The following is an 18997-nucleotide window of genomic DNA, read 5'->3' as shown; positions in this document are numbered from 1 at the left end:
CCCAAAACTAGACGGGGCTTTCCCTCATGAGCCAATACGTCCTGCGTCGCCTGCTGATCGCGATTCCAAGCCTGCTCGGAATCTCGGTCGTCCTGTTCGTCGTGCTCGCGCTCGCGCCCGGCGATCCGTTTTCCGAGTTGGCGACCAACCCGAACGTGCCGCCCGAAGTGCAGGCGGCGCTTCGGGCCAAGTTCGGCCTCGACGACCCGATCTACCTGCGCTATCTGCACTGGCTCAACGCCATGCTGCACGGCGATTGGGGTTTCTCCTTCGTCAGCCGGATGGACGTCGACCAATTGATCCTCCAGCGCCTGCCGGCCACACTCTATGTGATCGGCTCGGCGCAGATCCTGGCGCTGCTGATCGCCATTCCCGTCGGCGTCTACGCCGCGACGAAGCCCTATTCGCTGTTCGACCAGGTCGCGAACACGCTCGCCTTCGTCGGTTTCTCGCTTCCGACCTTCTTCACCGGCATTCTGTTCATCCTGATCTTCTCGATCACGCTGGACTGGCTGCCATTCGTCTACACCACCGACATCAAGGCGACCGGTATCCGCTGGGTGCTGGAAATGATCCGCCAGGCGATTATGCCGGTGGCGGTGCTCGGCCTGTTCCAGGCGGCGTCGATGACGCGCTTCGTGCGCTCGGCGATGCTCGACGTGATCCGTCTCGATTATGTCACCACGGCGCGCGCCAAGGGCCTCGGCCAGGCCAAGGTCATCGTCAAGCACGTCATGCGCAACGCCATGATCCCGGTCGTGACCCTGATCGCCTTGCAGATGCCGGCGGTGTTCGGCGGCGCGATCGTCACCGAGCAGATCTTCCGAATCCCCGGCATCGGCTCGCTGCTGATCTCTTCCATTCTTTCCAACGACACGCCGGTTGTGATGGCCGTCACCTTCGTCTTCGCGTGCCTCGTCGTTCTGTTCAACCTCATCGCGGACGTGCTCTATGGCTGGCTTGACCCTCGCATCTCCTTCCGCTGAGCGGCGCGTCTACTCGCCCTGGCGCGAGACGTGGCGGCGCTATAGCCGGCACAAGCTTGCGGTGGTGAGTGCGGTCCTGCTCCTCGTTCTGATCCTGGCAGTGGTGCTCGGCCCCTTCGTCTGGCGCGTCAAGATGGACGACATCGACATCGTCGCGGGCATGCAGGGGCCCTCGCTGGCCCATCCCTTCGGGACCGACGATCTGGGGCAGGACATCCTCGCCCGCATGATCTATGGCGGGCGCATCTCGCTGGCGGTCGGACTTGCCGCCATGCTGGTCTCGGTCCTGGTCGGCGTGCTGATCGGCGCGCTCGCCGGCATGTCGCGCGGTGCGCTCGGTCATGGCCTGATGTGGCTGACCGACCTGTTCCTGTCGCTGCCGCAGCTGCCGTTGCTGCTGCTGCTGATCTATCTGTTCCGCGACGGGCTGAAGCAGGCGTTCGGACCCGAGGGCGGCATCTTCATCCTGATCGTGCTCGTGATCGGCGGCCTGCGCTGGATGCCGGTGGCCCGGCTTGTGCGCGCGCAGTTCCTGTCGATCCGCGAGAAGGAGTTCGTCGAAGCTGCACGCGCGCTCGGCGCCAGCCCGGTGCGGCAGGTGGTGCGCCACATCCTGCCCAATGCGCTCGGCCCCGTGATCATCGCCGGCACCATCGACGTCGCCGCCGCCATCATCGCGGAATCGACCCTCTCCTTCCTCGGCCTCGGCTTCCCGCCGGACACCCCGACCTGGGGCCGGCTGCTGTACGACGCCAAGGACTTTCTCGACATCGGCCCGCACTGGGCGCTGTTTCCGGGCGGCGCCATCTTCATCGCGGTGGTCGCCATCAACTTCATCGGCGACGGCCTGCGTGACGCGCTCGATGCGCGACGGGTGATCTGATGGCGCCGCTGCTCGAGATCAAGGGTCTGAAGACCCACTTCTCCACCGACGACGGCATCCTGCAGGCCGTCGACGGCGTCGATATCTCCATCAACCGCGGCGAGACGCTCTGCGTCGTCGGCGAGTCCGGCTGCGGCAAGACCGTCACCGCGATGTCGATCCTGAAGCTGATCGCGATGCCGCCGGGCCGGATCGCGGCTGGCCAGATCATCTTCGAGGGACGCGATCTGGTGCCGCTGACCAGCAATCAGCTGGACGAGATCAGGGCCAAGGAGATCGGCTTCATCTTCCAGGAGCCGATGACCTCGCTCAACCCGGTGCTCACCATCGGCGAGCAGATCGCCGAAAGCCTGCGCCGGCACGAAGCGCTGACCAAGAAGCAGGCGCTCGAGCGCACCATCGAGATGCTGAAGCTGGTGCAGATCCCGAACGCGGAAGGCCGCGTGCACAACTATCCGCATCAATTCTCGGGCGGCATGCGCCAGCGCGTGATGATCGCGATGGCGCTCGCCTGCAAGCCGAAGCTGATCATCGCCGACGAGCCGACCACGGCGCTCGACGTCACCATCCAGGCCCAGATCCTCGATCTGCTCCAGGACATGAAGGACCGCTTCGGCATGGCGGTGATGCTGATCACCCATGCCATGGGCGTCGTCGCCGAAACCGCCCAGCGCGTCGTCGTGATGTATGCCGGCAAGGTGGTCGAGGAAGCCCCCGTAGACGATCTCTTCGGCGATCCCCGCCATCCCTACACCCAGGGCCTGATCCGCTCGATCCCGCGCATCGATCTCGACAGCGAGCACAAGACGCGGCTGGAGGCGATCGGCGGCTCGGTGCCGATCCTGATCAATCCGCCGGTCGGCTGCCGCTTCGCGCCGCGCTGCAAGTTCGCCATGAATGTCTGCACCGAAAAGGAGCCGCTGCTGCGCGAGATCGCGCCGGGCCACCGCATGGCCTGTCACTTGGGAGATCTGAGCGTGGGAGCTGCGTCATGAGCGAACCCTTGCTCCGCGTCAGCGGCCTGAAGAAACATTTCCCCGTGCTCGGCGGCCTGTTGTCGCGTCAGGTCGGCACCGTCTATGCGGTCGACGGCGTGTCGTTCTCGGTCAACCGCGGCGAGACGCTCGGTCTCGTCGGGGAATCCGGTTGCGGCAAGTCGACCACGGGACGCTGCGTGCTGCGCCTGATCGAGCCGACCGACGGTGAGGTCACCTTCGACGGCCAGGACGTGCGCAAGCTGGGCGGCGATGATCTGCGCGCGATGCGGCGGAACATGCAGCTGGTGTTCCAGGATCCGTTCGCCTCGCTCAATCCGCGCATGACGGTCGGTGCGATTCTCGGCGAGGCGCTGGTCATCCACAAGCTCGGATCCTCGGCAAAGGAGCGCGAGGAGCGCGTCGCCAGCCTGCTGGTCAAGGTGGGGCTCAAGGCCGAGCACATGCGGCGCTATCCGCACGAATTCTCCGGCGGCCAGCGCCAGCGCATCGTGATCGCGCGGGCGCTCGCGGTCGAGCCGAAGCTGATCGTCTGCGACGAGCCGGTGTCGGCGCTCGACGTGTCGATCCAGGCCCAGGTCATCAATCTGCTGGAAGACCTCCAGGCTGAGCTGAACCTCACCTATCTCTTCGTCGCGCACGACCTCTCGGTGGTCGAGCACATCTCCGACCGCGTCGCGGTGATGTATCTCGGACGCATCGTGGAGCTGGCGAAAGCCAGCGATCTCTACCGCAATCCGCAGCATCCCTACACCAGGGCGTTGTTGTCGGCGGTGCCGGTGCCCGATCCCAAGCTGAAGCGCGAGCGCATCCGTCTCAAGGGCGACGTGCCGAGCCCGATGAAGCCGCCCTCGGGCTGCCACTTCCACACCCGCTGCCCGATCGCCCAGCCGCGCTGTGCGGAGAGCGCACCGGCGCTGAAGGAGGGGGCGAACGGTCACCTCGTGGCCTGCCACCTGGCGTGAAGGTGCGGCGCGACTGCCTTGCGGGGACGAACCTGCGATGGCGCTCAGCGAGGCGTGCCGTTCGTCGTCCGCAGTGACTGGACGAAATCGATCACCGCCAGGATCACCACGCCCACCACAATGACGATGAGGGGAACGGCCTTGATCCAAACCAGCAGGATCCCAAGAAAGGTGATCATGAGCGCGAGGCCGATGAGTCCAGTGATCAGATTGGTCATCGCACGTTCCTTTTCTCCGCGCGGGGAGTCGAATTCGTCCCGGCGCCCGGCACGTTGCGCCGAGCGCTGCCACGCGTGCGCCCGATCGTCTTGACGAGCCAGCGCGCCGTGCGCAAGAGGCGGGCATCGTTGCCGCGGCGGCCGACGAGCTGCACGCCCAGCGGAAGGCCGGCTTCGGAACGCATCAAGGGCAGGCTGATGGCGGGCACGCCGAGATAGGTCCAGAGCGTGCAGAAAACCGGGTTGCCGGTCGTTTCAATGCCGGGCGCCGCACCCGGCGCCGCAGGCGTCAGGACGGCGTCGTATTCGTCGAAAACATGGTCCAGAGCCTGGTTGAGCGGCGCAATCCCGGCCAGAGCGCCGCAATAATCCACCGCAAGATGCGCGCGGCCGCGCTCGATCGCCTGGCGCAGGCGCGTGCTCAGTTTGTCGCCGCCTCGCTGATAGTCGCGCCGCAGATTGTGCGCCATATCGGCTTCCATGATGATGCGGTGCATATCGACGGCTCTGTCGAAGCTCGGCCCGAGCTCGACTTCGCTGCACGCCTCGCCCAAAGCCTCGACAAGCTCGGCAAAGGCCTCACCTGTCGCCGGCTCGGCCTGATCCCAGACCGGAGAGCGCACGAAGGCAAATCGCGGCGGCAACGGCGGCTCGCTCGCCGCTACCGCAGAGAATGGCGGGCGCGCAACAGGCCGCGTGTCCAGATCCTCCGGGTCGAGGTCGACCATGACCTCGGACAGCAGGGCCACGTCCTCCACGCTGCGCCCGAACACGCCGACATGGTCGAGCGTGCGCGACAATTCGAGCGCGCCGCTGCGCGGGATGAGGCCATGCGAGGGCTTGAAACCGACCACGCCGCAGAAGGCGGCAGGACGGATCACCGAGCCGTTGGTCTGCGAGCCGACAGCACCCGGTACCATCAGCGCCGCGACGGCCGCGGCCGAGCCCGAGGACGATCCGCCGGGCGTGTGATCCGGGTTGTGCGGATTTCGGGTCTTGCCCGGATTGTAGTACGCGTACTCGGTGGTCACCGTCTTGCCGAGGATCACGGCGCCGGCCGCCCGCAGACGCGCCACGGCCGCCGCATCGCGCCGCGGCGTGCGTCCGGCCCACAGCTCCGATCCGAACTCCGTCGGCATGTCGCCGGTGTCGAATATGTCCTTGATGCCCACGGGCACGCCATGCAGCGGGCCTATGGCCTTGCCGTGCTTGCGATGATCGTCAGCAGCCTCGGCCTGCCGCATCGCGTGGTCGCGATCAAGAAACGCCCACGCCTGGATATCGCGATCGACCGCGTCGATGCGCCTCGAGGCAGTCGCCGACGAGCTCTTCCGAACTGAATCGGCCGTCGCGGATGCCGGCCGCGGCTTCGATGAGGCCGAGCGCGCTGAGACTCATGCGCGGCCTCTCGGCGGTCTGCCAGGCGCGCTCATCGCGATCCATAGAGATAGGTGGGCAACCACAATGCGATCCCCGGGAAGATGTAGACCAATGCCATGGTGAGGAAGACCAGGCCGACGAAGGGGAGCGCGCCGGAGAAGATGTCGGTCAGCTTCACCTGAGGCGGTGCCACGCCCTTCAGGTAGAAGGCCGCCATCGCGACCGGCGGCGTGTTGAACGCCGTCTGCGTGTTCAGGGCCACCAGGATGCCGAAGAAGATCGGATCGATGCCGTATTGGGGCAGCAGCGGCAGGAAGATCGGCACGAAGATGATGATGATCTCGGTCCATTCCAGCGGCCAGCCGAGCAGGAAGATGATCACCTGGGTCAACAGCAGGAAGCCGATCGGCGACAGGTTCAGCGCGGCGAAGAACTGCTCGACCACGGTCTGTCCGCCGAGGACGGCAAACACTGCCGAGAACGTCCACGATCCGATGAACAGGTAGCAGACCATCGCGGTGGCACGCACGGTCAGATAGACCGATTCGCGCATCATGGTGAAGTTGAGCGAACGATAGGCGGCGGCCAGAACGATGCTCATGAGGGCGCCCACCGCGGCTGCCTCGGACGGCGTCGCCAGGCCGAACAGGATCGCGCCGAGCACCGAAACGATCAGCAGCGCCAGCGGCAGGAACGATGTGGCGAGCGCCCAGATGACCGTGCTGAGCGGCACGTTGGTCTGCTCAGGGGGCAGCTTCGGCGCCAGCGCGGGATTGATGATCGCGCGCGACATCGCATAGAGGACGTAGAGTCCGGCCAACAGGAACCCCGGAAAGAAAGCGGCCGCATAAAGTTTGACCGCCGAAACGCCGGCGGTTGCCGCATAGACGATCAGCAGAATGCTCGGCGGAATCAGAATGCCGAGGCAGCCGCCGGCGCAGACGACGCCTGCCGACAGCTTGGTGTCGTAGCCGGCGCGCAGCATCGCCGGCAAGGCCAGCAGGCCCATCAGCGTGACGACGGCGCCGACGATGCCGGTCGCGGTCGCGAACATCGCGCAGGTGATCAGCGTGGCCACCGCCAGCGCGCCCGGCACGTTCTTCATCGACAATTGCAGCGAGTAGAACAGACGATCGAGAATGTTCGCGCGCTCGATCAGATAGCCCATGAACAGGAACAGCGGAACCGCAACCAGCACATCGCTGGACGTGACCTCGAACGTCTTCTGCACCAGAAGCGTGAAGATGCGGTTCTGGAAGAAGTCCTGGCCGGGGGTGTAATAGGCGTAGTAGCCGAACGAGACGCCCATCGCCATCAGCGTGAAGGCGATCGGGAAGCCGAGCATGATGATGAAGATGAAGAGGCCCAGCATCAACATGCCGAGTTGAGGATCGGTCATGCGCCTGGTGCCTTCTCGCTCTGCGGCTCGGCCGCGTGCTGCTGATGTTCGCGGATGACGAGGCTCTCGGTCTCCTCCACGTCGTGCAGGCGTTGCGGCCATCGGCCGGTGCGGATGCACAGCACACAGCGAATGATCTCAGCGACCCCTTGCAGAAACAGGAGGAAGCCGGTGAGCGGAATCAGCGCCTTCAGCGGAAACACCGGCACGCCGGCCGGACTGAAGATGCTGACCTCGCGGAAGCGCACCGACATCTGGGCGTAGTTCCAGCCCGAATACATCAGCGCGGCGATCGCCGGCAGGAAGAACAGGATATACAGGACGAGGTCCATCGTCGCCTGGGTGCGCGGCGACCAGAGGCGGTAGACCACGTCGGCACGCACATGGCCGTTGCGCGAGAGCGTATACGCGCCGGCCATCAGGAACATCGCGCCATAGGTGATGTAGCTGATATCGAAAGCCCAGGTGGTCGGCGCACGCAGCACGTAGCGCACGAAGACCTCGTAGCTGACACCCAGTGTGAGGACGAGAATCAGCCAGGCGAACGCCTTGCCCACCCACGTGCTGAGCTCATCGATGAAGAACAGGAATTTCGTCATGCGAGCTGAACTCGCTGCGAGCAGACCATCCGGATGTCCCCCTCCCAAGTCGCGGGCGGCGCTTCAATTGCGCCGCCCCTCACGATACGGCCCGATGCGATGCGCTGCGACAGCGGTCAGACCTTGAGCACGCCCGGGAAGTGATGCTCGAAAGCGCCGCGGTAATCCGTCGCGTTGTTCATGTTGTAGTAGACGACGCGGCGCACCCATTCCTTCTGCGAATCCATCACCTTCTTCATGAACGGATCCGAGCCGAGCTGGGCAATCAGGCCGTCCCAGGCCTTGATCTGCGCGTCGAACACCGACTTCGGCGTCCGCTGGACGTTGACCTTGTCCTTGTTGATCAGCTCCTGCAGGTCCTTGGAATAATAATCCATGGCCTTCCATTCGTTGGCGGAGGACACGGCTTCGGCGGCGTATTGCAGGATCGCCTGCTGTTCCTTCGGCAGCGCGTTGAACTTGGTTCGGTTGAACATGATCTCGAAATATTCCGTCGCCTGATGGTGGCTGCCCATCATGTAGTTCTTGGCGACGTCCTGTGCGCCGAAGCGCCGGTCGGAGGTCGGATTGTTGAACTCGAACCCGTCGATCACGCCGCGCTCCATCGCGGGCACGATCTCGCCGCCCGGTAGCTGCGCGACGGATGCACCCATCGCCTGGAAGAGATCGGCGGCAAGGCCGACCGTGCGATATTTCAAGCCCTTGAGATCGGCGTCGCTGGTGATCGGCTTCTTGAACCAGCCGAGCGGCTGGGTCGGCATCGGCATGGCGAAGAAGCTCTTGATGTTGACGTTCATGATCTTGGTCTGGAGCTCCTCAAACAGCTCCTTGCCGCCGCCGTTGTGGATCCAGCCGAGGCCTTCGTTGGCGTTAAAGCCGAACACGGGACCTGTCCCGAACAGCGACGCTGCCTTGTGCTTGCCGTACCAATAGACCGTCACCGTGTGGGCCGCGTCGATCTGGCCGCCATGAACGCCGTCGAACACCTGGAACGGATGCACGACCGACCCGCCGACCAGATAGTCGATGCGGAGCCGGCCCCCGGCCATCTCGTTGACGCGCTTCACATAATCTTCGGCCATCTCGTTGAAGACATCGGCCTTGCCCCACGAGCCCTGCATCTTCAAGGTCGCTGTCTGCGCCCGGCTCACTTGGGGCATGGCGATGGCAGCAGCGCCAGTCGCGCCGGCGGTCAGCAGGAATTTGCGACGAGTCGTTCTGGTCTTTTCAGACTTAGCAGTCATGGACGTCCTCCCTGGCGGCCTGGATTGTTCGAATGCGCTTGGTGCGCTTCGTTTATGACCGCTGGAGGTATGCCGCATTCCAGCGACTTTGATCACAGTTTGGACGCAATGCCGGCATCCGACAAGCTGCGCGATGTCGCATTTTGGATGTCGGCGAGATTTTTGTTTGCGGGAGCCGCATATTCGTCGCGTGTCGCAGCGCAGCAAATGCAGACGCTCTCTCAGGCCCGGGAGAGGTCTTCGGCTTGGAGACGTCTCAGACTTGGAGACGTCAGACTTGGAGACGTCAGACTTGGGAAAGCTGCGTGTGCACCGCCGAAACGGACCAACGGAGGGTCGATGGCAATGACGTTCGAAGGCGAGCCCTTCAGCGTCACCCGCAGCTGCGCCGGCAAGGGCAGCATTCGCTTCGGCCGGTGAGCGTCGTCATTCCTCCAGCGTGAAGCCGACGCGCAGCGTGACCTGATAATGGCCGACCGCACCGTTTTCGATATGGCCACGAGTCTGCACCACCTCGAACCATTTCATCTCGCGAATGGTCTTCGAGGCGCGGCTGATCGCGTTCTGGATTGCGTCCTCGATCGAGGTCTCCGACGATCCGACCAGATCCAGAATCTTATAGACATGATCTTTTTCAGCTGCAGCCATGATGGCCTCCAAGGGTTGTGCTGCGGCACGCATCGATGCGTGAGCTCAATTTGAACGACCGCCAGGCGGTCCGGTTCCGTTCTGCGCGATGGCCCGCATGCGCCGGCCGAGGTGGAGCGGGCCGCGCCGGGCTGCTAAGCGGTACCGATGGATCCGGCACGACGCGACAGGACGATCGGCTCTCTCTGCCTCGGCGTGACGGCGTTCGGCTGGGCATTGAACTGGCCGCTGATGAAGCTGCTGCTCCAGCAATGGCCGCCCTTGTTCGCGCGCGGGCTTGCGGGCGTTTGCGCCTCGCTCATTCTCGGTACCCTGGTGCTGAGCCGGAAGGAATCGTTCGCCGTTCCGCGCGAGGCGATTCCGCGGCTGGCGTTCGCGACCTTCACCAATGTCTTCGCATGGATGGGCCTCGGCACGGTCGCGATGAAATATGTGACGGTGAGCGAGGGCGCTCTGCTCGCCTACACCATGCCGATCTGGGCGATGCTGTTCGCCTGGCCGGTGCTGCACACGCGGCCGACGCCGCGCGATATGTTCGGGCTGGTCCTCGGCGTTGCCGGCGTCACGCTGCTCTTGAGCGGCAACGGTTTTGCGTTCAGCGCCGACAAGCTGATCGGGATTGCGCTGGCGCTGCTCTGCGCCATCCTGTTCGCGCTCGGCAACGTGCTCAATCGCAAGCCGCTGCCGATGCCCCCGCTGGTCGTGGTCGCCTGGCAGGTCGGCCTCGGTTGCGCCGCGATGCTGGTCCTCGGCATGCTGTTCGAGGGTCCCGACGTCACCGCGATCACCCCGCTGGGGCTCGGCTGCTTTGTCTACATGACATTGGTGCCGATGGGCGTCTGCTACGTCACCTGGTTCGAGACGCTGCGCCGTCTGCCGCCGACCACGGCTTCGACCGGCATGCTGATCGTTCCCGTGATCGGCGTGGTCTCCGCCGCGATCATTCTCGGCGAGCCGCTGGGCTACCGCGAATGGGCGGCGATGGCGCTCACGCTCGGCGGCGTGACGCTGGCCTTGCAGCGAGGATGAGGCGAGAACTGGCGCCCCTTACGGATCCAGTTCCGTATCCCAGTACAGATAGTCGAGCCAGCTGTCGTGCAGGTAGTTCGGCGGAAACAGGCGGCCGTTGCGGTGGAGCTGGTGCACGGTCGGCGCGAATGCGTTCTGGCGCGGAAACATCTTGGCTTGCGCCGGCGTCAGGTTGCCCTTGCGCAAGTTACAGGGCGAGCACGCCGCGACCACGTTCTCCCAGGTGGTCTGGCCGCCTTTGCTGCGCGGGATGATGTGATCGAAGGTGAGGTCCTCGGGCGAGCCGCAATATTGGCAGGCGAAACGATCGCGCAGGAAGACGTTGAACCTGGTGAAGGCGGGGTGGGTGGTCGGCTTGACGAAGGATTTGAGCGAGACGACGCTCGGCAGCTGCATCTGCAGGGTGGGACTGTGGACCGCCTGGTCGTAGTGAGCGACGATGTTGACGCGGTCGAGGAACACCGCCTTGATCGCGTCCTGCCACGACCAGAGAGACAGCGGGTAGTAACTCAGCGGCCGGAAGTCCGCATTCAGCACCAACACCGGCCAACTGCCTTGCGAGACATGTGCGTTCAAGTAACGCTCCCGGCCTCCAATATACGCTGCGAAGCAGCATGTGTTGACATACTACATGCAGCGTGACGGGATTGTGAAGCCTGTTGAGCGACTTATTCAGGCGCAAGCAATGCGGCGCCGGGGTGGCAAAGGCGCTCAAAACGCCGCGATCTGGGGCGAGCACGGAACTGCTTTTGTCCCCGAAGGCGTGGCGTGCCGCTGCGGCTACTCCCGTACCCGCTCCAGCTTCTGCAAGCACCGCGTTGCGCGCACGACGGCCGGCATCTCCTGGTCCGGAAAGCTGGTCTTCCAGTCGGTGACGCCGACCTCGCCGACATAGATATCGCCCCGCGAATCCAGCGCGATGCCATGGGGCGCCAGGAATTTGCCGCTGGCGACGCCCGGACCGGCCTCGCCGCCGAGCCGCGCGATGCGCTCGCCCCTGTCGTTCACGATCGACAGCCGCGGGCCGAGATTGGGCACCTTGCGGTTGACGGCCAAGCCGGGGCCGAGTTCGCCGATCACGAAAGTCGGGTTCTTCGCCCCGCCGCAGCAGCAAAGCGCACAGGGCCGGTGAAGGTTATTCCACTGCGTCTCGTACCTGCCCTCGCCATCGAACACCTGGACGCGATGGTTCTCGCGGTCGGCGACATAGACCCAGCCGTCGGCGTCGGTGGCGATATTGTGCACGATGTTGAACTGGCCGGGATCGGTGCCGGGCTCGCCCCAGCTCTTGATGAGCTTGCCGTCCGGCGTGAATTTGTGCACGCGCGCATTACCATAGCCGTCGGAGACGTAGATCTCGCCCTTCGGCGATAGCGCCGTATGCGTGCAGCGGTGGAACGGCTCGCCGCTCATGAACGGCGACGGCTTCTCGGGAATGCCGATCGTCAGCAGCACCTTGCCGTCGGTGGTGCATTTGCGCACGGTGTGGTCGCCGTCATCGGTGCAATAGAGATTGTCGTCCGCATCGATGTGCAGGCCGTGCGCGCGCGTGAACAGGCCTTCGCCAAAACTGCGCAGGAAATTGCCCTCGCGGTCCAGCACCACCATCGGATGGGCGCCGCGGTTGAAGACGTAGATGCGATCCCTGCTGTCGACGGCGACCGACGCGACGTCGGTGAGCTGCCAGCCGTCAGGGAGCTTTGCGAAGTTTTCGACGACGCGATAGCGGTGCTCGCCGCTGCCGAGAATCGCTGGCATCAATCTCTCCTCCTGTCATTCCGGGGCGCGACGAAGTCGTGAGCCCGGAATCCATCGGGCCGCGGGTTCCGGAGTTGCATGGATTCCGGGTTCGCGCTGACGCGCGCCCCGGAATGACGATTGTGGTTACGACCCGCCCAAAATCCCTTCCTCGATCGCCTTGATCTGCAGCGCCAGATATTTCGAGTTGATGCGGCACTGCGCCAGGCTGCCGGCGATGAACCAGAGCCCGGGCTGCCTGGTGCGCGCATACATGTTGCGCAGCTCGAAGCCGTCGCCAAAGCCCCAGATCGGTCCGACGCGGTCGGCCACGGCATCGCCGAACAGCTTCCGAACGAGATATTCCTGCGGCTTGTAGCCGGTGGCGAGCACGATGAGATCGGCCGCAATGGTGGAGCCGTCCTTCATCCGTGCACCTTCCCTGACGAAGTTTTCGATGTCGTCGAACTGCCTGAGCTTGACCTTGCCCTCGACGATCAGGTTGGAGCAGCCGACGTTGAAATAATAGCCGCCGCCGCGGGTGAGATATTTGAATTGCCAGCCGGTGCCGGCCTCGCCGAAGTCGAGCTTGAAGCCGACGCGGGCAAGGCCGTCGAGCAGCTCCTTGTCGAGCTGCTTCGATTGCTCGGTCAGCATGACATGCGTCTTCTTCGCGAGCGGTGTCGGCATCGAGGCCGCGATCAGGTCGTTGTCCTCGAGCGTGCCTTCATTGTAGGTCGCATAGGCGAGCTGCGCCGAGGGCTCGATATTGGTGACGAGTGTGGGCGAACGCTGCACCAGCGTCACCTCGGCGCCGCTGGAATACAGATCCTGGGCGATGTCGTGACCACTGTTGCCGGTGCCGATGACGATCGCGCGCTTGCCGGCCCAGCTCTCGCCGTCCTCATAGCGGCTGGAATGCAGCAGCGTCCCCTTGAAATTGGCGAGGCTCGGAATCTCCGGAATGTTGGCGATGCCGCTGACGCCCGTCGCCATGATCACGTGGCGCGGATGCATGGTCTGCTCGCTGCCGTCGGCGCGGCGCAGCGTGACGGTCCAGCGTCCCTTCGCCTCGTCATAGGCGCCGCCCTCGAATTCGGTGCCGGTCCAGAAGTTCAGCTCCATCGCATCGACGTAAGCCTCGAACCAGTTGGCGAGCTTGTCCTTGGGAATATAGGTCGGCCAGCTCGGCGGAAATGGCATGTAGGGCAGGTGATTGACCTGCACCTGGTTGTGCAGCGTCAGCGCATGATAGCGCTTGCGCCAATTGTCGCCGATCCGCGTCTCGCGATCGACGATCAGCGTGTCGACCTGCAACTGCTTCAGCCGCGCTGCAATCGCAAGTCCGGCCTGGCCCCCGCCGACCACCAGCACGGCCGGATCACGGTCAGCATAATCGCGCGAGGCGTTGCGCAAATCGAGCCAATTCGGTCCGCGGAAATCGCGCGAATAGGCCTGGCCGCGCGGGCGCGAGGTGCCGAGCTGCTCCTCGAAGCCCTTGAGTTCATCGAGCGCAGTCAGCAACGTCCAGGCTTTCAGACCGTCGTCGTCGGTGCCGTCGGGTGCGAGCCGGACGATGCCGCTGCCGCGCCCGATCGCGGTTTCGAAATCGAAGATCACCTCGACGCAGTTGCGGCCGGCGCGCGTGACCCAGCGCGGCGGTGCGCGGTGGGGCGCGATCTTGAAATTGGCTGGTGCCGCCTTGGGCGCGAGTACGGCCAGCGCTTGGGCAATCGGGTCGCGGCCGGCGAGCGTCTGCAGGTTCCAGCTCAGCGCCAGCACGTCGCGCCAGAAGCTGTCGGCGAGGAAGAGATGGTCCAGCGCGGCGGGCTCGGGCTCGCTCAGCGTTCGCTCGAACGCGTCGAGCCAGCCCTGCGCGGATGCGGCAATATCCTTCGTCCTGTCCAGCATGCGCGACCTCGTGGCCGTCTTCGCGGCGTTTCCTCTGGTCGAGGCTATACGCTTTCGCAGACCGCCGACAGCCGGTCACCCGAGCAATGGCGGCATATCGCCCTGCCTGGACGGAATAGGCCGCTGACGCTTGAATCCACCTTAGAGGGCTGCCGGAGGCGGTCCACCCGGCTTGCCGTCGGTCCAGTAGGGATCGCGCAGCTTACGCTTGAAGATCTTTCCGGTCGCCTCGCGGGGCAGCGCATCCAGGAACTTGATCTCCTTCGGCACCTTGAAGTTGGCCAGCCGCTCGCGCAGGAAGGCCTGCACAGCACCGGCGGAGAGCTGCGCGCCGGTGTCGGGCTCGATGCAGGCGCACAGTCGCTCGCCATATTCCGCGTCGGGGATGCCGAACACGGCGCAATCGCGCACACCAGGCATTCCAATCATCACGCTCTCGATCTCGGCGGGATAGATGTTGACGCCGCCCGAGATCACCATGTCGCGCTTGCGGTCGCACAGGAACAGATAGCCGTCCTCGTCGAGATAGCCGACGTCGCCGACGCTGACGAGGCCGTCGCGCCCCGCCTCCGCTCGGGCCTGCGCCTTGCCGTGATAGTCGAAGTCGGGCACCGCGGTCTGTCGCATGAAGATCTCGCCGACCTCGCCAGCGCCGCAGCGGCTGCCGTCGTCGCGAAAGATCTTGACGATGCCGCCCTCGATGGCGCGGCCGACCGTGCCGGGCTTCTTCAGCGCCTCCTCGGCCGAGTGCCAGACCGGGATGCCGGTCTCGGTCGAACCAAAATATTCGTTGATGACCGGTCCCCACCATTCGATCATGGCCCGCTTGATCTCGGGCGGGCAGGGCGCGGCGCCGTGCACCACGAAGCGCAGCGACGACAGGTCGTAGCGCTGCCTGACCGTTTCGGGCAGGCGTAACAGGCGGACGAACATGGTCGGCACCATGTGGATATGTGTCACACGGTGGCGCTCGATCAGCGCCAGCAGTTCCTCGGCGTCGAAGCGCGGCTGAAGCACGATGGTGCAGCCGTTGCGGAAGGCCATCATGCCGTAGGAATGCGGCGCCGAGTGATACATCGGCCCGTTGATCAGCACGACCTGGTCCTCGCGCGGCTTGATGCCGTAGGCGATCGCGCCGACCCGCTCGGAGGCGGCAGCCTGCTCCGGCTGCATCGGCATGCGCCGCACACCCTTCGGCATGCCCGTGGTCCCCGACGTGTAGATCATCGCCGCGGCCCGGCGCGGCGGCTCCTGCGTTTCCGGATGGCCGTCGCGCCAGTGGTCCCAATCCATCAGTCCCGAGGGGATTTCCGTCAGCGCGGCGGGCAGGGCGAACGTCGCCGCGAGTTCGGGCGGCGTTCGGACCACGAGAAGACCGACCTCCTCCGGCACGCCGGAGCAGAATCTGCGGCAGCAGGTCGGCGTGGCAGACCAGGATCTTCGCGCCGCTATCGGTCAGGATATAACGGACCTCCTCCGCCTTGAGATGCCAGTTGATCGGCACCACCGGGCTGCCCAACGCGGCCGAGGCCGCAACCACCTCGAACAGCGCGAAGTCGTTGCGCAGCATCATGGCGACCGGGGCGCCCTCGACGAGACCGAGCGCGCGAAACCCGCTTGCCGCGCGTCTGATGCGCGCCTGGATCTCGTCATAGCCGATCCGGCGTTCGCCGCTGATGATCATGGTCTGTCCTATTCCGTTCGAAGCTAGCGATCGTCCAGCACGTCGCCGAAGCCCACCCAGCTCTTGCCGTTGAAGCGCCGGAGCTGAAGCTGCTGGAATGGCAGATAGTCGTCTGGCCCGGTCGAAACGGTGATGCCCGGCAGCAGCAGCGGCAGCTTCACGTCCTTCAACGAGGCCGCCTGGCGCATGATATTGTCGCGGCTGAAATCACCCTTGCAGGCCTTCAGCACGGTCATGAGCAGCGTCGCGTAGTGGTAGCCGGCCCCGTAGTTGGAGTTGGAGAGGTCCGCGTTCGGCATGTATTGCTTCATGAAGGCGAAATACTCCTTCACGCCGGGATCGCTGGCCCATTGCGGATCCATCGTGTCCTTCTGGTTGCTCGACGAGATCAGGCCGACGGCGTTGTCGAGCCCCGCCGGCTCCAGGAACGAGATCGACGAAGCTGACGTCGGCACGAAGAACAGATCGGGCTTCCAGCCGATCTCGGCCACGCCCTTGATCATCTGCGAGGTGAACTTGCCGAGCACGACGCCGAACAGCACGTCGGCGCCCGATGCCTTCAGGGTCGAGAGCTGCGAGCTGATCGTCGGCGCGCTGGTCTCGTAGGTCTGCTCCGCGACGATCATGCCAGCGGCCTTGTCGCCGAGCGCTCGCTTGAAGCCGGCGACGTAGTCGCGGCCGAAATCGTCGTTCTGGGACAGGATGGCGATCTTCGCGCCGGGCTTGGTCCGCAGCACGTGCTTGGCGTAGACCACGCCCTCGGATTCGTAGGCGGCCATGCCGGGCATGGTCCACGGATATTTCTGCGGATCGGCCCATTTCGTCGCGCCCGAGAGCACGAACAGCTGCGGCACCTTCTTGCCGTTGAGGTAGCGCTGCACGGCGCTGTTGGTGGCGGTGCCGAGCGAGCCGAACATCATCAGCACCTCGTCCTGCTCCACCAGCTTGCGGGTCTGCTCCACCGTCTTCGGCGGCGAGTAGGCGTCATCGAGCGTGATGAACTTGATCTTGCGGCCGTTGATGCCGCCTTCGGCATTCACCTTCTCGAAGAACGCCTCCTGCGTCCGTCCGATCGCGCCGAAGCCGGACGCCGGACCGCTGTAGGGCAGGGTCTGCCCGATCCGGATCTCATCGCTGCCTTCGGCATGGGCGCTGCCGGTGGCGAGCGCCAGCAAGGATAGGCCGATCAGTGCGGCTGCCAGCTTCATGGTGTCCTCCCGTTGTCGTTGTCAGTCCAGTCTCGTCGTCGGACCGCGCCGTCAGGCGCTCGCGCGCATCAGGAAATCCTGCCGGGCCTGGTCGAACTCTCCTTTCATCCGGTCCACGAGCTCGGCGACCGGCGGGGCATCCAGGATCTGACCGATGCCCTGGCCCGATCCCCAGATGTCGCGCCACGCCTTCGACTTCATGTTGCCGCCGGAGCCGAAATTCATCTTCGACTTGTCGGCGACCGGGAGATTGTCCGGATCGAGCCCGGCGGCGGCGATCGAAGGGCCGAGATAATTGCCGTGCACGCCGGTGAACAGGTTGGTGTAGACGATGTCGTGCGCGGCATGTTGCGTGAGCGCCGACTTGTAGGCTTCGTCGGCGTTGGCCTCCTGCGTGGCGATGAAGCGCGTGCCCATATAAGCGAGGTCGGCGCCGAGCGTCAGCGCCGAGGCGATGCCGAAGCCGTCGCTGATCGCGCCCGACAGCAGGATCGCGCCGCCGAACCATTGCTTGACCTCGCGCACCAGCGCGAAGGGCGACAGCGTGCCGGCATGTCCGCCGGCACCGGCGCAGATCAGGATCAGGCCGTCGACGCCCTGCTCTGCGGCCTTGCGCGCGTGCTTGACGTTGATGACGTCGTGGAACACGAGGCCGCCATAGGAATGCGCGGCCTCGACGATCTCGGCCGGCGGCCGCAGCGAGGTGATGATGATGGGCGCCTTGTGCTTGACGCAGGTCTCCATGTCCTTCATCAGCCGGTCGTTGGAGGCATGGCAGATCTGGTTGACGGCGTAGGGCGCGACCTTCTTGCCGGGATTGCGCGATTTGTATTCGCCGAGCTCGTCCTCGATCCGGCTGAGCCACTCGTCGAGCTTCTCGACCGGACGGGCGTTGAGCGCGGGAAACGAGCCGACCACGCCCGCCTTGCACTGGGCGATCACCAGCTCCGGGCCGGAAACGATGAAGAGGGGTGAGCCGACGACGGGTAGCTCGAGCGAATCCTTCAAGAGAGTGGGCAGCGCCATCATGTCCTCCTGAAACGCGGCCCCGCCGGCGGGCGGATGACGAGGCGTTTCCCTGTTGATTGTCGCGCGGCCGGATGGCCGCCCGCGTTCGTGGATTTGATCCCACTATAAGGTTGGACGGCGCGCTCCGGCCGTTCAATAATGAACGGATCGTCATTCAGATGTGAACAGGGCGTCCGATGGACTGGGACCTTTGCAAGACCTTCGTCGCGGTGGCCGATACCGGCAGCTTCACCGCCGCCGCCCGCCGGCTGCACACCAGCCATCCCACCGTCAGCCGCAAGATCGCGGCGCTGGAAGCCCAGCTCGGCACCCGATTGGTGGCGCGCGCCGCCGATGGCCTGGCGCTGACCGCGGATGGACGGACGTTGCGTGAGCACGCCGAGGCAATGGCGGCCGCGGCGCTACGGGCCGAGACCGCGGTCGCGGCGGGAGGACACAAGGCGCGGGGCATCGTCAAGCTGTCGATCGGCGCGACGCTGGCCTCGCATTGGCTGATGCCGCGCCTGCCCGCCTTCCTGCGTGCGCACGATCATATCCAGCTCGAGATCATCACCCATCCGTTTCCGGCGAGCGTGCGCCGTCGCGAGGCGGACGTGGTGCTGCGGCCCTTCGACAGCGGTGAGGAAAACCTGGTCGGCCGCAAGATCGGCCGTCTCGGTACGGGATTCTATGCCTCGCGTGACTATGCCGCCGGCCGGTCCTTGCCCGAACGGCGTGGCGAGTGGAAGGAGCACAGCGTCATAGGCTTCGCCGACCAGACGTCCAATGCGCAGCTCGCGCGCTGGAGCGACGTCGTCACGCGGCAGGCGAGGGTGGTGATGCGCTGCTCGTCCCAGGGAGACATGCTGGCGGCGGTCCGCGCCGGGATCGGAATCTCCGCGCTCTCGTGCTTCGTCGCCGAAGCCTATTCCGATCTCGTTCGCGTCGCCCCGCAGAAGCTCGCCAGCGTCGCGGATCTATGGCTGCTGGCCCATCCCGACCTCGTCGAGCTTTCCGGCGGTGCGCGCCGTGGTAGACTTCGTCGCCGAATGCGCCCGGGCCGACCGCGCGAGGCTGCGCGGTTAGGGTCTCGTGCCCCGAAC

16 protein-coding genes and 2 pseudogenes are annotated in these 18997 nt (G+C 65.1%); 6 read left to right on the top strand and 12 right to left on the bottom strand.

Features of this window, described 5'->3' with window-relative positions:
- Positions 1 to 26 precede the first annotated feature (26 nt).
- From ACETMP_RS19580 to ACETMP_RS19565, 4 genes are read left to right on the top strand one after another with little or no spacing between them, the layout of a single operon-like run.
- A complete protein-coding gene (locus ACETMP_RS19580; RefSeq protein WP_028134105.1) occupies positions 27 to 986 on the top strand; it encodes an ABC transporter permease in 960 nt (319 codons plus the stop codon).
- Entirely contained in the window at positions 952 to 1869 is a 918-nt protein-coding gene (locus ACETMP_RS19575; protein ID WP_028134106.1) for an ABC transporter permease, read from the top strand. The genes ACETMP_RS19580 and ACETMP_RS19575 overlap by 35 nt, the downstream gene beginning before the upstream one ends.
- The gene (locus ACETMP_RS19570; RefSeq protein WP_375157464.1) at positions 1869 to 2864 is read left to right on the top strand and encodes an ABC transporter ATP-binding protein; all 996 of its coding nucleotides are present in this window, start codon (positions 1869 to 1871) and stop codon (positions 2862 to 2864) included. Before ACETMP_RS19575 ends, ACETMP_RS19570 begins: the two co-directional genes overlap by 1 nt.
- Positions 2861 to 3829 (top strand): ABC transporter ATP-binding protein, encoded by a 969-nt coding sequence (locus ACETMP_RS19565; RefSeq protein ID WP_375157463.1) that lies wholly within the window; start codon positions 2861 to 2863, stop codon positions 3827 to 3829. Before ACETMP_RS19570 ends, ACETMP_RS19565 begins: the two co-directional genes overlap by 4 nt.
- A gap of 44 nt (positions 3830 to 3873) precedes the next feature.
- On the opposite strand, the gene ACETMP_RS19560 is transcribed toward ACETMP_RS19565, so the two are convergent.
- The 6 genes from ACETMP_RS19560 to ACETMP_RS19535 form a co-directional block, all read right to left on the bottom strand.
- On the bottom strand, positions 3874 to 4047 hold the full coding sequence (locus tag ACETMP_RS19560) for a hypothetical protein (RefSeq protein WP_375157462.1): 174 nt from the start codon (positions 4045 to 4047) through the stop codon (positions 3874 to 3876).
- Complete coding sequence (locus ACETMP_RS19555) at positions 4044 to 5327, bottom strand: amidase (RefSeq protein ID WP_375161938.1); 1284 nt, start codon at positions 5325 to 5327, stop codon at positions 4044 to 4046. The genes ACETMP_RS19560 and ACETMP_RS19555 overlap by 4 nt, the downstream gene beginning before the upstream one ends.
- A 149-nt stretch (positions 5328 to 5476) precedes the next feature.
- On the bottom strand, positions 5477 to 6826 hold the full coding sequence (locus ACETMP_RS19550) for a TRAP transporter large permease subunit (RefSeq protein WP_375157461.1): 1350 nt from the start codon (positions 6824 to 6826) through the stop codon (positions 5477 to 5479).
- Positions 6823 to 7425, bottom strand: a complete 603-nt coding sequence (locus ACETMP_RS19545) for a TRAP transporter small permease subunit (protein WP_375157460.1) — start codon at positions 7423 to 7425, stop codon at positions 6823 to 6825. The genes ACETMP_RS19550 and ACETMP_RS19545 overlap by 4 nt, the downstream gene beginning before the upstream one ends.
- A 116-nt stretch (positions 7426 to 7541) precedes the next feature.
- Positions 7542 to 8669, bottom strand: a complete 1128-nt coding sequence (locus ACETMP_RS19540; protein ID WP_375157459.1) for a TRAP transporter substrate-binding protein — start codon at positions 8667 to 8669, stop codon at positions 7542 to 7544.
- Positions 8670 to 9095: 426 nt separating this feature from the next.
- Positions 9096 to 9317: a dodecin gene (locus ACETMP_RS19535; RefSeq protein WP_028134113.1), complete on the bottom strand. Its 222-nt coding sequence runs from the start codon at positions 9315 to 9317 to the stop codon at positions 9096 to 9098.
- A gap of 147 nt (positions 9318 to 9464) precedes the next feature.
- Here ACETMP_RS19535 and ACETMP_RS19530 point away from each other — a divergent pair, with 147 nt between their 5' ends.
- On the top strand, positions 9465 to 10346 hold the full coding sequence (locus ACETMP_RS19530) for a DMT family transporter (protein ID WP_375157458.1): 882 nt from the start codon (positions 9465 to 9467) through the stop codon (positions 10344 to 10346).
- Positions 10347 to 10364: 18 nt separating this feature from the next.
- Here ACETMP_RS19530 and ACETMP_RS19525 read toward each other — a convergent pair whose 3' ends face one another.
- The 6 genes and pseudogenes from ACETMP_RS19525 to ACETMP_RS19500 form a co-directional block, all read right to left on the bottom strand.
- Positions 10365 to 10922 carry an HNH endonuclease gene (locus ACETMP_RS19525; protein WP_028134115.1) on the bottom strand — a complete coding sequence of 186 codons (558 nt, stop codon included), beginning with the start codon at positions 10920 to 10922 and terminating at the stop codon, positions 10365 to 10367.
- 204 nt (positions 10923 to 11126) lie between these two features.
- Positions 11127 to 12104: a peptidyl-alpha-hydroxyglycine alpha-amidating lyase family protein gene (locus ACETMP_RS19520; protein WP_375157457.1), complete on the bottom strand. Its 978-nt coding sequence runs from the start codon at positions 12102 to 12104 to the stop codon at positions 11127 to 11129.
- A 126-nt stretch (positions 12105 to 12230) separates the two neighbouring features.
- The gene (locus ACETMP_RS19515; RefSeq protein ID WP_375157456.1) at positions 12231 to 13994 is read right to left on the bottom strand and encodes a flavin-containing monooxygenase; all 1764 of its coding nucleotides are present in this window, start codon (positions 13992 to 13994) and stop codon (positions 12231 to 12233) included.
- Between the two features lie 141 nt (positions 13995 to 14135).
- Positions 14136 to 15678: pseudogene (locus ACETMP_RS19510) on the bottom strand (acyl-CoA synthetase).
- 23 nt (positions 15679 to 15701) lie between these two features.
- Positions 15702 to 16886, bottom strand: a complete 1185-nt coding sequence (locus tag ACETMP_RS19505) for an ABC transporter substrate-binding protein (protein ID WP_375157455.1) — start codon at positions 16884 to 16886, stop codon at positions 15702 to 15704.
- A gap of 51 nt (positions 16887 to 16937) precedes the next feature.
- Entirely contained in the window at positions 16938 to 17912 is a 975-nt protein-coding gene (locus tag ACETMP_RS19500) for an NAD(P)H-dependent flavin oxidoreductase (protein ID WP_375157454.1), read from the bottom strand.
- Between the two features lie 179 nt (positions 17913 to 18091).
- On the opposite strand from ACETMP_RS19500, the pseudogene ACETMP_RS19495 reads away from it, so the two are divergent.
- Positions 18092 to 18980 (top strand): annotated as a pseudogene (locus ACETMP_RS19495) (LysR family transcriptional regulator).
- Positions 18981 to 18997 lie beyond the last annotated feature (17 nt).

This window comes from Bradyrhizobium dasycarpum (assembly GCF_042019905.1).
GTDB classification, from domain to species: domain Bacteria; phylum Pseudomonadota; class Alphaproteobacteria; order Rhizobiales; family Xanthobacteraceae; genus Bradyrhizobium; species Bradyrhizobium japonicum_B.
This window is presented reverse-complemented; position numbering and strand designations above follow the sequence as displayed.

Coding starts and splice junctions, on each gene's coding strand:
- ACETMP_RS19580 (WP_028134105.1), top strand. CDS start 27: ATGAGCCAATACGTCCTGCGTCGCCTGCTGATCGCGATTCCAAGCCTG.
- ACETMP_RS19575 (WP_028134106.1), top strand. CDS start 952: ATGGCTGGCTTGACCCTCGCATCTCCTTCCGCTGAGCGGCGCGTCTAC.
- ACETMP_RS19570 (WP_375157464.1), top strand. CDS start 1,869: ATGGCGCCGCTGCTCGAGATCAAGGGTCTGAAGACCCACTTCTCCACC.
- ACETMP_RS19565 (WP_375157463.1), top strand. CDS start 2,861: ATGAGCGAACCCTTGCTCCGCGTCAGCGGCCTGAAGAAACATTTCCCC.
- ACETMP_RS19560 (WP_375157462.1), bottom strand. CDS start 4,047: ATGACCAATCTGATCACTGGACTCATCGGCCTCGCGCTCATGATCACC.
- ACETMP_RS19550 (WP_375157461.1), bottom strand. CDS start 6,826: ATGACCGATCCTCAACTCGGCATGTTGATGCTGGGCCTCTTCATCTTC.
- ACETMP_RS19545 (WP_375157460.1), bottom strand. CDS start 7,425: ATGACGAAATTCCTGTTCTTCATCGATGAGCTCAGCACGTGGGTGGGC.
- ACETMP_RS19540 (WP_375157459.1), bottom strand. CDS start 8,669: ATGACTGCTAAGTCTGAAAAGACCAGAACGACTCGTCGCAAATTCCTG.
- ACETMP_RS19535 (WP_028134113.1), bottom strand. CDS start 9,317: ATGGCTGCAGCTGAAAAAGATCATGTCTATAAGATTCTGGATCTGGTC.
- ACETMP_RS19530 (WP_375157458.1), top strand. CDS start 9,465: ATGGATCCGGCACGACGCGACAGGACGATCGGCTCTCTCTGCCTCGGC.
- ACETMP_RS19520 (WP_375157457.1), bottom strand. CDS start 12,104: ATGCCAGCGATTCTCGGCAGCGGCGAGCACCGCTATCGCGTCGTCGAA.
- ACETMP_RS19515 (WP_375157456.1), bottom strand. CDS start 13,994: ATGCTGGACAGGACGAAGGATATTGCCGCATCCGCGCAGGGCTGGCTC.
- ACETMP_RS19505 (WP_375157455.1), bottom strand. CDS start 16,886: ATGAAGCTGGCAGCCGCACTGATCGGCCTATCCTTGCTGGCGCTCGCC.
- ACETMP_RS19500 (WP_375157454.1), bottom strand. CDS start 17,912: ATGGCGCTGCCCACTCTCTTGAAGGATTCGCTCGAGCTACCCGTCGTC.